The 13,241-nt window shown below is 54.3% G+C and carries 13 protein-coding genes and 1 riboswitch; of the genes, 7 read left to right on the top strand and 6 right to left on the bottom strand.

The annotated features are described in order from the left end of the window. The first annotated feature begins 89 nt into the window (after positions 1 to 89). Positions 90 to 255, top strand: a riboswitch (cobalamin riboswitch). 85 nt (positions 256 to 340) lie between these two features. From DHf2319_RS01740 to DHf2319_RS01715, 6 genes are read left to right on the top strand one after another with little or no spacing between them, the layout of a single operon-like run. Beyond that, entirely contained in the window at positions 341 to 2,188 is a 1,848-nt protein-coding gene (locus DHf2319_RS01740) for a TonB-dependent receptor domain-containing protein (protein ID WP_243479092.1), read from the top strand. A gap of 49 nt (positions 2,189 to 2,237) precedes the next feature. Next, a complete protein-coding gene (locus tag DHf2319_RS01735) occupies positions 2,238 to 2,993 on the top strand; it encodes a helical backbone metal receptor (RefSeq protein ID WP_243479091.1) in 756 nt (251 codons plus the stop codon). After that, a complete protein-coding gene (locus DHf2319_RS01730; protein ID WP_243479090.1) occupies positions 2,990 to 3,796 on the top strand; it encodes a thiazole synthase in 807 nt (268 codons plus the stop codon). Before DHf2319_RS01735 ends, DHf2319_RS01730 begins: the two co-directional genes overlap by 4 nt. A 21-nt stretch (positions 3,797 to 3,817) precedes the next feature. Continuing rightward, complete coding sequence (thiD, locus tag DHf2319_RS01725; protein WP_243479089.1) at positions 3,818 to 4,627, top strand: bifunctional hydroxymethylpyrimidine kinase/phosphomethylpyrimidine kinase; 810 nt, start codon at positions 3,818 to 3,820, stop codon at positions 4,625 to 4,627. Between the two features lie 42 nt (positions 4,628 to 4,669). Beyond that, positions 4,670 to 5,350, top strand: a complete 681-nt coding sequence (locus DHf2319_RS01720) for a protein-L-isoaspartate O-methyltransferase family protein (protein WP_243479088.1) — start codon at positions 4,670 to 4,672, stop codon at positions 5,348 to 5,350. Positions 5,351 to 5,360: 10 nt separating this feature from the next. Then, positions 5,361 to 6,746: a TolC family outer membrane protein gene (locus DHf2319_RS01715; protein ID WP_243479087.1), complete on the top strand. Its 1,386-nt coding sequence runs from the start codon at positions 5,361 to 5,363 to the stop codon at positions 6,744 to 6,746. A gap of 6 nt (positions 6,747 to 6,752) precedes the next feature. Here DHf2319_RS01715 and rfaE2 read toward each other — a convergent pair whose 3' ends face one another. The 6 genes from rfaE2 to ubiE all read right to left on the bottom strand — a co-directional run bounded on the left by rfaE2 (position 6,753) and on the right by ubiE (position 12,317). Further along, complete coding sequence (gene rfaE2, locus DHf2319_RS01710; RefSeq protein WP_243479086.1) at positions 6,753 to 7,241, bottom strand: D-glycero-beta-D-manno-heptose 1-phosphate adenylyltransferase; 489 nt, start codon at positions 7,239 to 7,241, stop codon at positions 6,753 to 6,755. Positions 7,242 to 7,255: 14 nt separating this feature from the next. Then, positions 7,256 to 8,119 carry a ferritin-like domain-containing protein gene (locus tag DHf2319_RS01705; RefSeq protein ID WP_243479085.1) on the bottom strand — a complete coding sequence of 288 codons (864 nt, stop codon included), beginning with the start codon at positions 8,117 to 8,119 and terminating at the stop codon, positions 7,256 to 7,258. Between the two features lie 114 nt (positions 8,120 to 8,233). Beyond that, positions 8,234 to 9,781: a ubiquinone biosynthesis regulatory protein kinase UbiB gene (gene ubiB / locus DHf2319_RS01700; protein WP_243479084.1), complete on the bottom strand. Its 1,548-nt coding sequence runs from the start codon at positions 9,779 to 9,781 to the stop codon at positions 8,234 to 8,236. Further along, positions 9,778 to 10,428 carry a ubiquinone biosynthesis accessory factor UbiJ gene (locus DHf2319_RS01695; RefSeq protein ID WP_243479083.1) on the bottom strand — a complete coding sequence of 217 codons (651 nt, stop codon included), beginning with the start codon at positions 10,426 to 10,428 and terminating at the stop codon, positions 9,778 to 9,780. The genes ubiB and DHf2319_RS01695 overlap by 4 nt, the downstream gene beginning before the upstream one ends. 87 nt (positions 10,429 to 10,515) lie before the next feature. Further along, complete coding sequence (locus tag DHf2319_RS01690) at positions 10,516 to 11,433, bottom strand: Tim44 domain-containing protein (protein ID WP_243479082.1); 918 nt, start codon at positions 11,431 to 11,433, stop codon at positions 10,516 to 10,518. A 143-nt stretch (positions 11,434 to 11,576) separates the two neighbouring features. Then, a complete protein-coding gene (ubiE, locus tag DHf2319_RS01685; RefSeq protein ID WP_243479081.1) occupies positions 11,577 to 12,317 on the bottom strand; it encodes a bifunctional demethylmenaquinone methyltransferase/2-methoxy-6-polyprenyl-1,4-benzoquinol methylase UbiE in 741 nt (246 codons plus the stop codon). A 195-nt stretch (positions 12,318 to 12,512) separates the two neighbouring features. On the opposite strand from ubiE, the gene phoB reads away from it, so the two are divergent. Beyond that, the gene (phoB, locus tag DHf2319_RS01680) at positions 12,513 to 13,211 is read left to right on the top strand and encodes a phosphate regulon transcriptional regulator PhoB (protein WP_243479080.1); all 699 of its coding nucleotides are present in this window, start codon (positions 12,513 to 12,515) and stop codon (positions 13,209 to 13,211) included. The last annotated feature ends 30 nt before the right edge of the window (positions 13,212 to 13,241 follow it).

The following is a 13,241-nucleotide window of genomic DNA, read 5'->3' as shown; positions in this document are numbered from 1 at the left end:
TAACCGCTAATCGTAACAAATTCAGGGAAGTTGCAGCTCAGTAGCGCTAGATCAAGGAAGGGCTTTATCGGCATGCTACAGTCACTACGCTTTGGTGCTTTCGATGCGACGCCGCGAATCTCTTGGAATTGCAGTCGTACGGCGAAAGTTAAACGGGAAACAGGAAGCGGAGATTCGCCCGCCAGCCTGTGCTGCCCCCGCAACGGTCAGCATCAGACAAATGTGTCAGCGATGCCAGCCCGATACCGGCCATAGCGGGTGGAGACGCGCGTCAGACAAGCGCTCGGATCCTGTGATTGACCGGACATGCGGGGACGCACGTCCACATCAAGAGAAACGTATGTATTTTTCCATCGCCACGCGCACGACCGCCACGGTCGCCTGCGTCATTAGTACTTGCGCGTTCGCGCAAAACAGCCTTACCTCACCGATCGAACTAGACCCGATTATCGTGACGGCAACCCGCAGTCCGGAGCCCGTTCAAGCGACCATCGGCGACAACTCTGTCATTACGCGCGAGGTTCTGAATCAAACCCCCGACACATCGTTCGCTGAAGTCCTGTCGCGCCAACATGGGATCACCTACATAAACCGAGGCGGCCCACAAACGGTCTCAGCCATCAACGTGCGCGGCACCAACAGCAAGCAAAGTCTGGTATTGGTTGACGGTATGCGGGTGAACTCGCCAACCAACGGCTTGCCGATTCTGAATGCCATCCCGCTCAATGCCATTGAACGCATTGAGATCATGCGAGGTGCCGCCAGCAGTATCTACGGCGCCGATGCGATCGGTGGCGTCATTAACGTCATTACCCGCCAAGCGGGTGACCGTCCCCTACAGTTCGAGGCCAATGCCGGCGTGGGGACCTACGCGACCAGCAAATATAGTGCCTCGTTGTCTGGAAGCCAGAACGGCTGGACGTACAGCCTGTATGGCGGTTACGGTCAAAGTCATGGTTTTGATGCGACCAATGGGGATTATCCATTTGCGGTGACACCAGACAGCGATTCTTATTACGAGTCAGATATTGGCGGGCAACTCGGCTACACCTGGGCCGAAGGTCAAACACTTTCAATTCAAACTTTACAGTCACGAGTCAATGGCGGATTCGACACCCTTGATCGAGACTTTAATGATCGCGGCATCCAGACGCTAGGTAGCACCATTGTTACCTCGCGCAACCAAATCAATGAGCGTTGGCTAAGCACACTCTCGGCTAGTTTCATGAGCGAAAAAAACGAGACCCAGAACAATCCCATGGGAGCAGGCGACGGCTATTTCCGCTCAAAGCAACAACAATATCAATGGCTAAACCGATTCGAATTAACGGACACGCAATATCTGACGATCGGCGCAGAGCGGCTAGAACAATCGGTAGACGCCTATTCATACGGGGCACCCGTGACGTTTGACAACGATAGCCTCTTTACCAATTCACTCATGGCCATCTACACCGGCCAGTGGGGTATTCACCAGGTTCAAGCCAGCGTACGTAATGACTACAACAGCCAGTATGGCAACTTCACCACCGGCAGCTTGGGCTATGCCATCGACATCACGAGAGCTTGGCGAGCCAATATATCGGCGAACACGGCGTTTCGAGCACCGACCTTTAACGAACTCTACTATCCCGGCTTTAGCAATCCGAACCTCGAACCTGAACGCTCACGCAATATCGAGTTCGGCCTGACCTACCGCCACAGCAGTGGCGAGCTTGGCTTAACAGGGTATTACAACCAGATCAAGGATCTCATTGTCTCGCAAGCGCCTTCCTACATCCCAGATAATGTCGACACCGCTGTGATCAAGGGCTTGACGCTAACGGCCACCCAGGTAATTGGGCGTAACACCGTCATTAACGCGAGCTACGATCTGCTAAGCCCCTACAACACGACCAATGACGAACTATTACCCTTTAACGCCCAGCGCGTTTTGCGGGTGGGTGGAACACACCAGATGGGTGAGTTCGAGGTCAATGCAGACTGGTACTTGACCAGCAGCCGTCAGGATGGCGCCTACACGCTCGGTGGTTATGGTCTGTTTAACCTCGGCGCCAGTTACGCCGTGGATAAACACTTACAACTCCAAGTCCAGTGGAACAACGTGTTCGGCAAGAACTACACTTTAGTCAGAGGATTCAACACCCCGGGCTCCAATGTATTTTTTAATGTCAAGGCCACGTATTAACCGAACAATCTCTGGCGCACTATGCCTTTGGGCCTGGTGCGCCCTTGCGGTGGCTGCGCCATCCCGCATCATCACGTTAACGCCCCATGCCACCGAATTGGTATTTGCGGCCGGTGCAGGTGCTCAAATCGTGGGCACAGTGCAGTCAAGCGACTATCCTGAGCGTGCGTTGACAATCACTCGAGTCGGCGATGGGTTAAGCACCAGCCTCGAACAAGTCATTGCGCTTGAACCTGACTGGGTAATTGGATGGCCATCAGCACTGCTTTCACAGCTAGGTACATTGGGGATTAGAACTATGACGAGTAGCCCTGAATCCCTTGAAGACATTGGACGATCGGTCATAACGCTTGGCAAGATGTTCGGAACTGACACTCAGGCGCAGGCCTGGTATACAAGATTTAGCCAAGACATAGAGAGGCTCGATGATTTTGTGGCGACCGATCAATCACAAATTGTGAATATCGTGGTCCTGGCCAGCAACGATGGTCAATTTGTGATCGGCCGCCATGCGCTGATTAACGATACGCTCAAGCGCTGTGGCGCCACCAATCCATTTGCGCAAACGCAAGCCCCAGCGCCCCTAGTAAGTCCAGAGAGCTTGATCGCAGCCAAGCCCGATGTCATTATTAGTGGCAGGCCGCTGGAAAATCCCCTACCCACGATGCTGACAGTTCCTTTGGCTGTGATTGATGCCGATTCGCTGTATCGTCCGGGTCCAAGGTTTATAAATGCAGCTAGACAGATTTGCATGCTCGCAGATCAGGTCCGACACAAGCGTTCCCAACAAAGGACAATCCAATGAGTTCGAACGACCAACTGGTCATCGCCAACAAACCCTACCCCTCCAGACTGCTGGTCGGAACGGGCAAATATAAAGATTTCGCGCAAACCCGCGCGGCGATTGACGCCAGTGGCGCCAAGATTGTGACGGTGGCGATTCGCCGCACCAACATCGGTCAAAACGCCGACCAAGAGAGCCTGCTGGACTACCTGCCGCCAAGCGAATTCACGCTTTTACCCAATACGGCTGGATGCTATAGCGCCGACGATGCAGTCCGTACCCTGCGTCTGGCACGCGAGCTGCTAGATGACCATCGATTAGTCAAGCTTGAAGTGCTTGGCGACCCGCACACACTCTTTCCCAATATGCCCGAGACATTGGCTGCCGCTAAAACGCTGGTGGCCGAAGGGTTCGATGTCATGGTGTATTGCACAGACGACCCGATCCAATGCCGCATGCTTGAAGATATCGGCTGCGTGGCTGTGATGCCGCTGGCTTCTCTGATTGGTTCGGGGATGGGCATCTTGAACCCCTGGAATCTCAAGCTCATCATCGACCAAGCCAAAGTACCGGTGCTCGTCGATGCCGGCGTTGGCACTGCCTCAGACGCAGCCATTGCGATGGAGCTTGGTTGTGATGGCGTTTTGATGAATACGGCCATTGCGGCTGCCGGGGATCCGGTCTTGATGGCAAACGCCATGCGCAAAGCCGTAGAAGCCGGTCGCGAGGCCTTTTTGGCTGGCCGCATGCCCCGTAAAACCTATGAAGGCAGCCCAAGCTCCCCAACCAGTGGGATGATTGGTTCCGTATCAGCTAAAACCTAACACATCGCGCATAGACACATCATGATCCCTAATGTATTGACGATTGCCGGTGTCGACCCGTCAGGTGGCGCGGGTATTTTGGCTGACATCAAAGCCATGAGTGCGCTTGGCGGCTACGGTTGCGCAGTGGTGGCAGCACTGACTGCTCAGAACACCCAAGCCGTCACCCATATCCATCCCGTACCCGTTGAGTTCGTGGGCGCCCAAATCGACACGCTGTTTGACGATGTCACCATTCATGGCTGCAAGATCGGGATGCTCGGTCAAGCACCCGTCATCCGGGTGGTATCGGACAAACTGGCCAAACGGTGCCCGGCGCACGTGGTGCTAGATCCCGTCATGGTCGCCAAAAGCGGGGATATGTTGCTAGAGACCCGTGCGGTCGGCGAGCTGCGTGAGGCCCTGCTGCCCTTAGCAACCATGCTCACGCCTAACCTGCCTGAAGCCGGGGTTTTACTGCAGGGCCGCGCAGCCGAGCACATCAAAGAGATGCGCCAACAAGCCGAACGGCTACGCAGCCTCATGAATCACGACGGGCAGCGCTGGGTGTTTTTAAAAGGCGGTCATCTGCCTGGTCATGAAACAACCGACCTATTACACGACGGCGACGTCATGATTGAGTTGCCAGGCCAACGAATCAACACCCGCAACACGCACGGCACGGGCTGCACGTTGTCAGCCGCACTTGCTACGCTTTTGGCCAAGGGGCTCGATGCCCCAGAGGCCGCGTCCGAGGCGAAAGCCTATCTGGTCAAGGCAATTGCCGAGTCTGGCCAACTATCGGTAGGTCATGGTCATGGGCCGGTGCACCATTTCCACGCAGTATGGTGAACCACTAGTACAATGAATCAACACTAGCAACCAATAGTTACCATGAACGCTTCCAGCCTGCCTGAAATTGAACGTGCTCGATTCAACATGGTCGAGCAACAGATTCGCCCGTGGGATGTCAATGACGAGAATGTCCTGCGCGCGATTGCCGAAGTTCGGCGTGAACTTTTTGTGCCCGAACAGTACCGGGGTTTGGCTTTCTGTGATCTTGAAGTGCCTCTGGTCGTACATGGCGAAGATACTCATCAAACGATGCTGGCTCCAAAACTTGAAGCGCGCTTGGCGCAGGCATTGACACTCAAGCCTGCCGATTGCGTTCTTGAAATTGGCACAGGCTCTGGCCATCAGGCTGCTTTGTTGGCCAGCCTATCGCGCCAGGTGACCACGGTCGAGATTGATTCCAGACTCGCAACAATCGCGCAACGAAATCTGCAAAATGCAGGCATTGACAATGTCACCGTTGAAACCGGCGATGGCAGCGAAGGCTGGGGCACCACGGAATACGATGCCATTTTGGTATCTGGCTCGCTGCCTTGCGTGCCTGACAGTCTGAAATATCAATTGCGTGTTGGTGGTCGTTTGGTGGCTGTCGTGGGCCAGACGCCGGTGATGTCTGCCATTCGCATTACCCGGATGACCGCCGCTAGCTTCGAGACCGAATCACTGTTTGAAACAGTCATCAAACCATTGATAGGCCCACGCGTCTCAAGGTTCAAATTCTAAGGGGTGCCCGATGGCATGCGCTCGACGCTTGGCAGGATTGTTAGTTGCGCTTGGCCTATCAGCCTTCACGTCAAACGCTGCCAGCATGGATTTGTCGCAAGTGTGGCAACTGGCATTGACCAACGACCCAACCTACCAAGCTGCGCGCGCCAATTATCGGGCAGCTGCCCAGAAACTACCCATTGCGAGAGCAAATCTGCTGCCATCCATTAGCGGTGGACTAACAGGCGCTTATCAGGACAACCGGGCCACAGGCAATTTTGACCAGGTGTTTCAGGGCACTCGTTCGGCATGGGCCTTGAACTTGACGCAACCGGTTTTTAATTGGTCCGCGATCCAGACGTTTGAGCAGTCAAAGCTACAAGTGGCAAGTGCGGAAGTTCAGCTGCAACTAGCCTATCAAGACTTGATGCTTCGCTCTAGCGAAGCATATTTCCGTATTTTGGCGCTACAAGACGAACTTGAGGCCCTAAAAGCCGAGCAGCGCTCGATTCAAGAGCAACTCGCTGCGGCCAAGCGGCGATTTGAATTGGGTGATGCAACTGTCACCGACGCCTTAGAGGCACAAGCACGATTCGATCTGACTTCTGCAAATATCATCGGCCTGGAAAACGAACTCAGTAACGCTGAAGACGAGCTCGCCCGTATCATTGGTCGCCAGCCCTTGCCTCAGACCTTATACCCATTGCCATACAACATCCCGTTGCCGGCCCCGCAGCCTAACAAATTGAGCGCCTGGTCCGATCAGGCAAAATCGGCCAATTTGAATGTAGTGCGCGCACAGATTCAGACACGGATTGCGAAGTACGATATCGAAATCGCCAAGTCTGGCCATTACCCATCGGTCAATCTGACAGCATCATCCACAAGCAACCTGGTTGGCAACTCCCAGATTCAACCTTTTTATGATGGCCGGACCATCGACAACACGGTCGGTTTGACGCTGTCTGTGCCGATTTATTCGGGCGGCGGTGTCAGTGCCAATGTCGTAGAAAAGGCAGAGCTACAACAGAAATCTGTTTATGACCTTGAAGCCGAGCGCCGCCGTTCGTTGCAGCTTTCGCGCCAGTTCTTTAACGGTGTTCAAGCGGGGTTGGCCCGCATCAAGGGGCTTGAAGCAGCGGAGAAATCCAGCTTGTCCGCGCTTAAAGCCAACCTCACGGGCTATGAAATTGGCGTGCGAATCAACCTCGATGTGCTTGATGCACAGCGCCAACTATTCATTACCAAACGCGATCTTGCCGCTGCTCGCTACAACACCCTGCTGACCAGCCTGCGCCTAAGAGCCAATAGCGGCGTATTGTCAGAGTCAGATTTGTTTGCGATCAACCAGCTGTTAAAGCCACCAGGCTCACCCGGCACGGGCATCATGCACGACCTCAGAAAACAGCGTTAGGCCCCGCTAGTCTGATTGGCGAATCTTGTTAACCAAAGCTGTTGTTGAGCGCTCAAATTCAAACGGAATCGCCAAGGCCCTACCGCCCCAGGATTCGATCAGCTTGGTTTCGGCTAGCTTGGACATGTCGTAGTCACCACCTTTGACCAAGACATCGGGCCGCAACAGATCGATCAATTCGTAGGGTGTATCCTCATCAAACCAGGTCACCACATCAACACATGACAATGCCGCCAGCATGGCAGCACGATCTTGCTCGTTATTCAGTGGCCGTTCGGGGCCCTTTCCAAGCCGCTTGGCTGATGCGTCGGTATTGATCGCCACAATCAAACAGCCACCGATGGTGGCTGCACGATCAAGATACGTGACATGCCCACGATGCAACAAGTCAAACACACCATTAGTAAAAACGACCGGTCCGACACATTGATCCGAACGCCGCCATTGCAGGCATTGTTGGGGCGACAAAATCTTGGATTCAAACCGCGCGACCATTACGATCGGCTCGCTCAGGCGACCGCTTGCACGGACTCTGCCGGCCTGTCCAGACCCTTGCGGAATCGGTTTAATTCCTGAACAGACTTAAAGGGCTGTCCAAACAACACAGACAGGTTATGCAAGATCCGGTCAGCCACTTTGGTTTCCCAGACGCTATCAAATCGAATCTGCTCATCCAGCCAGTGTTCAAGCCACCCGGGCTCGGGCAGCTTGGACTGCACCGTGTCATTGGGGAACATGTCACGGTTAACGTGAAGATTGGTTGGGTGCAATGCCTGCGACGTGCGTTTGGCTGAGGCCATCAACACACCGATCTTGCAAAACGCGCGCTTGGCTTCGGCCGACGTGTCATCGCCCAAATCGTTCAATGCGCGGCGCATGTAGCGCAAGTAAGCACCTGCATGGCGTGCTTCATCCTGTGCGATCGTCTCGTAGATAAACTGAATCACTGGCTCGGTATGCCACTGTGCTGCACACCGATACCAGTGGTTTAGACGAATCTCACCGCAGAAGTGCAGCATCAAGGTCTCAAGCGCAGGCGCTGGGTCAAACTCAAACCGCACTTTGTGCAGCTCCTCTTCGGTTGGCACCAGATCCGGCCGAAAACGACGCAAATACTCGATCAGCACCAAAGAATGCTTCTGCTCTTCAAAAAACCAGACCGACATGAAGGCACTGAAATCGCTATCACCACGGTTGTCCCTTAGAAACATCTCGGTAGCCGGCAGCGCTGCCCACTCCGTGATGGCATTCATTTTGATGGTTTGGGCTTGTTCGTCACTTAACAAAGAAGCATCAAAACTGTCCCACGGGATATCGGCATCCATATTCCAACGGACTGCTTCGAGTGACTTGAACAATTCAGGATATAGCATGCGCTCTCGTGCCTCTAAAAGATATTGCCTTCAAAATATCAAATGTCCGTTATTAATAACCGATATAACCTACATATACATGACAAACCACATACGAGCCTCGGCTACATTTGGTTACCAAAAATGATAGAGTGCGACACCCAAGGCGATCGATGCCAGCACAAGCAAAGCTGCGCTTAGTCGATTGCCACGCTCGCGCTCTTGGCGCAGCAGTCTCAATTCTCGCCAGACATCCTCACTGTAGTCAGGCTTTGACAGCGCGGCATGCATCAGTCGCGGAAACTCCGGTAACCATTGGGCCCATTGCCCAGCCTCTAGTTCAACTTTGCGCCGCAAGCCAGTCAAGCCTACCCGATCATGCATCCACTTCTCGAGGTAAGGCTTGGCGGTCTCCCATAAATCGAGCTGTGGGTAGAGTTCGCGTCCAAGCCCTTCGATATTCAGCAAGGTCTTTTGCAATAAAACCAACTGCGGCTGAATCTCAACATGAAACCGGCGTGAGGTTTGAAACAATCGCATCAGCACTTGGCCCAGCGAAATCTCGGCTAGTGGTCGATCGAAGTATGGCTCACAAACAGCACGAATAGCACCTTCAAGCTCTTCTTCGCGAGTATTGGGTGGCACCCAACCCGATTCGATATGCAAGCGCGCCACCCGTCGATAGTCGCGCTGAAAAAATGCCAGAAAGTTCTGAGCCAGATAATTTTTATCAAATTCAGAAAGCGAGCCAACAATGCCGAAATCCAGCGCAACGTAACGCCCAAAACTCTCGGGTTGGTTTGAAACGTAAATGTTGCCCGGATGCATATCCGCATGAAAGAACCCGTCGGTAAACACTTGGGTGAAAAAAATCTCCACCCCTTTGCGCGACAGATCCTGCAAATCAACACCGGCAGCTTTTAATCGTTCGATTTGACCAACCGGGATGCCGTACATGCGCTGCATGGTGAACACATTGGTCGCGCAGTAATCCCAATAGACCTCTGGCACCATCAACAGATCACCCCGATCTGTACCGGGTGAGAAGTTGCGGCGCAGCTGGCTGCAGTTCGATGCTTCGCGAAGCAAGTCAAGCTCGTCGTGAAGATATTTGTCGAATTCAGCCACGACCTCCCGAGGTTTTAAACGTTTGCCATCCGGTGAAAGACGCTCCACCAATCGGGCAATCTGGCGCATGAGCGCCAAATCATGATCGATCACTTCAAGCATGCCAGGGCGCAACACCTTAACAGCCACCTCTTGACCATCATGCAGCGTAGCGAAATGCACTTGCGCAATCGAGGCTGAGGCCACTGGATCCACCTCAAAATGCGCAAATAGCTCGGACGGTGGCGCACCGAGGGCCTGTTCAATAATCTGTGCAGCCTGTGCCGAGGGGAATGGCGCCACATGATCCTGCAGCAATGCCAGCTCATCGGCCACATCCGGCGGAATCAGGTCACGTCGGGTTGACAACACCTGCCCGAACTTTACAAAGATGGGGCCAAGCGACTCTAACGCCAGCCTTAGCCTTTGACCGCGGGGCATTTTAGGGGCCGCGCCCATACGTACCAGACGCAACAATCGAACCGCCCAAGGGTGATCAAAACTCGAAAGCACGAGCTCATCGAGCCGATATCGTAAGCTCACCACAATAATACGAGCCAGACGCAACGCACTCATGAGTTGCCTCCCGCCTCTTCTGCCAATCGCTGCGTGCGAGCGTCAAGCGCCTCCACCTGGTTGTGCAGATCATCTAGGCGCCGCTTTAACGCTGCTAACTCGCTTGTATGCTCGCGCAATGGGGCATCTGGCAACACCAGCTGCGCCTCATACGCAGCGTATTCCGCTATGTTCTGGCTGGTGCGCTTGGCAAATTCAGAAGCCAAACCCGCTAGACGCTTGGTCACACTGATCAGTTGTACCGACGCAAAATCACCCACGTAGTGCGACAACAAATCCTCAATATCTGGCCGCCATGACTTGGCAAGCGTTGACAGTGTCTGTGCCATCGCGGCGTCACCACTGACATGCACCAGCCCGGCACGCTCGGAAAACGGCTGTCCCGGTCGCCAGCCCTCGGCCCACAAACGTCCCGTGTCAATCGTCAGCATAACGTCTGGCACCAAGGCTGGATCGGCAGGTGCAAGCTTGCCATCATGCCCAATCTTAATGGCAGCATCGATTGGTGCTGCCACCAAATGAAAGCTACTGCCCGCATGCTGCGCAAGCAGTTCCAGGACGGCAGGCTGTTGCTGAAACAGGCGGTTTAACACAACGCAAACCGCCTGCTTTGGCGGTTGCTGCCAAAGCAGGGGCAATGTCTGCACGGTAGGATTTGCAGTGAAAATGGCCAGGACCTCAATGAAAGCTCTAGACAGAGTTTAACTGCAAGCGTCCTGGCCTTTATGTCATTCTTAATTCGACGACAATTGTTGTATGCCCGCGAGTAACCAGCCCTTACCATCAGGCTTGTAGAGGTTCCAGACTTCCTCAAACGCGGTCGCCTCAGCATGATTGTCCTCGCGAATCATGCCCGAAAATCTCACGCTGGCTAAATGACCGTCCGTGAGTTTCTCAATGCCCATCAGGTCTGCATTGAGCAACACCACCTCGGTGTGATTCTTGCCACCATGGGCAGCCATCTTGCCCGCATATTCAGCATATAGCTCCTCGGTCAGCCGGGACTGTAGCCCATCAAAATCAACGGTATCCCACGCCTTCTGAATCGCGATGAACTGTTTTTTTGCTTCCTCAATAAACGACTGCTGATCAAAGTCGGCTGGAATAAACCAATCGCCTACCACCGGCTTGGATGGCTCGACATGCATCGGGCCGGGCCCAAGTAGACCTGACATTGGCGAGCGCTGCGGCTCACCTTGTTCGTATTGACGACGCTGCATGGCGGTCACGTTAGCCGCTTGCGCGGCCGGACTTAAGCCAACGCTGAGCGCACGCAAAATAAACCGGATCCCAAAGAAAGCAATACCAGCAATCAGCGCTAGCACCAGAAGGTCAGCCAGGGCGCCGCCAAGCCCAAAATGGGACAACAACGCAGCCAGACCCAGGCCTGCAGCGATACCGGCCAGAGGTCCAAGCCAGCGCGATCCCGATGCGGCGGTCGCTGCACCTGCTGTACCAGCTGCCTTGGGTGCAGTGGCTGCCGGCGGCGTTACCGCTTGACGCTGCTGCATGACATTGACCGATTGGCGACCACTGCTAAAGCCGCCCCCGAAGCGTTTGGCCTGTGCATCAAACGCTACAGCCATCATCGCAAAACCACTGCCGGCTACCAGCAACATGGCCAGCCACCTTCCACACAGGGTTTTAATCATTGCCTTCTCCCCAAAACAATATTCACAACTTTGATCAAAGCAAGTGCTACGCAGCCCAACTGTATACTGAAACTTACGTTTCACCAACTAAATCCACTTAGTTAGAGGGATTTGGCCCCAAGTTACATTCTGTTACCAGACTGTTAGAGCATTTTGATGCCTTCGTGTACCGCCACAATGCCTGCGGTCAGATTGAAATACTGCACCCGCGACAGGCCAGCCGCTTGCATCATGCCCTTAAGGGTCTCCTGGTCAGGATGCATGCGGATTGACTCCGCCAAATAGCGATAACTGTCCTCATCGTTGGCGACTTTGCGCCCCAACCACGGCAGGACATTAAATGAATACCAATCATAGGCCGGCGCAAGGGCCTCGCTCACCCGAGAAAACTCAAGCACCATCAACTTGCCCCCGGGCTTGAGCACCCGGGTCATTTGCGCCAGTGCCTGGTCCTTATGCGTCATGTTGCGCAGCCCAAAGGCGACGGTCACGCGGTCGAAATATCCGTCCTCAAACGGCAGCGCCTCTGCATCACACACCGCCGTTGGCAACACCAAACCGGCATCAAGCATTCGATCACGGCCTACTTTAAGCATCGACAAGTTGATATCCGTCAGCCAAACCTCGCCTTTGGGGCCCACGTCCTTTGCCAAAGACTTGGCCAGGTCACCCGTGCCCCCGGCGATGTCTAACACCCGCATACCGGGCCTAGCCGCCACCCGCGACAGGGCAAAGCGCTTCCAGAGGCGATGCAAGCCACCAGACATCAGGTCATTCATCAGATCGTAGCGGCTAGCCACACTATCAAAGACACCCGCTACTTTGCTGGCTTTTTCGGACTCGGGCACCTGGGTAAACCCAAAGTCTATGTTTTTGTCGGTCATGTCGTCATTTGATTGAACTCAGCCCTCACGGGCATGGACGCCGTGTCACCAAGCAAAGGCTCTATCGACGGGGCGCATTACCGTTATGGTAGCTCAATGACGATTCGTGTAGATTGTCACAGACCTGACATATTAGGGACTTAGGATATCGAATTATGAATTGTCATGTTGCCTGTCTTAACAAAGCGAGTCTCTATGTCGAGCACCATTCTAGTTGTTGAAGATGAGCCAGCGATCCAGGAATTGATTGCGGTGAATCTGTCTTTTGCAGGTCACAAGGTGTTGCGTGCGTTTGACAGTGAGCAGGCTCAAATACTGATCGATGCTGAGCTGCCCGACCTGATTTTGCTGGACTGGATGTTACCGGGACAATCCGGGCTGGCACTGGCGCGCAAACTGCGCAATCACGAACGTACGCGCCAGGTACCTATCATCATGCTCACGGCCAAAGGCGCTGAGCAGGACAAGATTGACGGCTTGGAAGCGGGCGCCGATGACTACATCACCAAGCCTTTCTCCCCGAAAGAGCTCATGGCTCGCATCAAAGCCGTGTTACGCCGACGCGCTCCACAGCTAACCGATGACCTGACCGAAGTCGCCGGCCTAAAGCTCGACCCGGCGGCGCATCGCTTAACCGGCAATGGTCTGACGCTTGCCATCGGACCGACCGAATTTAGATTGCTGCATTTCTTTATGACGCACCCTGAGCGGGTGTTCTCGCGCTCACAGCTACTGGACCAGGTCTGGGGCGACCATGTGTTTGTTGAAGAACGAACCGTGGACGTTCACATCCGGCGCTTGCGCAAAGCGCTAGAGCCTAGCGGACATGACAAGCACATTGAGACGGTGCGCGGCACTGGGTATCGCTTTACCCGTCAAGCCATTCAGAGCTGATGGACAGTAGTGTGGCCCGCACGGCGGACT

The organism is Orrella daihaiensis, assembly GCF_022811525.1.
Classification (GTDB): Bacteria; Pseudomonadota; Gammaproteobacteria; order Burkholderiales; family Burkholderiaceae_B; genus Algicoccus; species Algicoccus daihaiensis.
This window is presented reverse-complemented; position numbering and strand designations above follow the sequence as displayed.

Bases quoted from the DNA above. Each gene is read 5' to 3' on its own strand.
- DHf2319_RS01690 (WP_243479082.1), bottom strand. From the start codon at position 11,433: ATGATTAAAACCCTGTGTGGAAGGTGGCTGGCCATGTTGCTGGTAGCC.
- DHf2319_RS01740 (WP_243479092.1), top strand. From the start codon at position 341: ATGTATTTTTCCATCGCCACGCGCACGACCGCCACGGTCGCCTGCGTC.
- DHf2319_RS01705 (WP_243479085.1), bottom strand. From the start codon at position 8,119: ATGCTATATCCTGAATTGTTCAAGTCACTCGAAGCAGTCCGTTGGAAT.
- DHf2319_RS01715 (WP_243479087.1), top strand. From the start codon at position 5,361: ATGGCATGCGCTCGACGCTTGGCAGGATTGTTAGTTGCGCTTGGCCTA.
- ubiE (WP_243479081.1), bottom strand. From the start codon at position 12,317: ATGACCGACAAAAACATAGACTTTGGGTTTACCCAGGTGCCCGAGTCC.
- DHf2319_RS01730 (WP_243479090.1), top strand. From the start codon at position 2,990: ATGAGTTCGAACGACCAACTGGTCATCGCCAACAAACCCTACCCCTCC.
- DHf2319_RS01720 (WP_243479088.1), top strand. From the start codon at position 4,670: ATGAACGCTTCCAGCCTGCCTGAAATTGAACGTGCTCGATTCAACATG.
- rfaE2 (WP_243479086.1), bottom strand. From the start codon at position 7,241: ATGGTCGCGCGGTTTGAATCCAAGATTTTGTCGCCCCAACAATGCCTG.
- thiD (WP_243479089.1), top strand. From the start codon at position 3,818: ATGATCCCTAATGTATTGACGATTGCCGGTGTCGACCCGTCAGGTGGC.
- phoB (WP_243479080.1), top strand. From the start codon at position 12,513: ATGTCGAGCACCATTCTAGTTGTTGAAGATGAGCCAGCGATCCAGGAA.
- ubiB (WP_243479084.1), bottom strand. From the start codon at position 9,781: ATGAGTGCGTTGCGTCTGGCTCGTATTATTGTGGTGAGCTTACGATAT.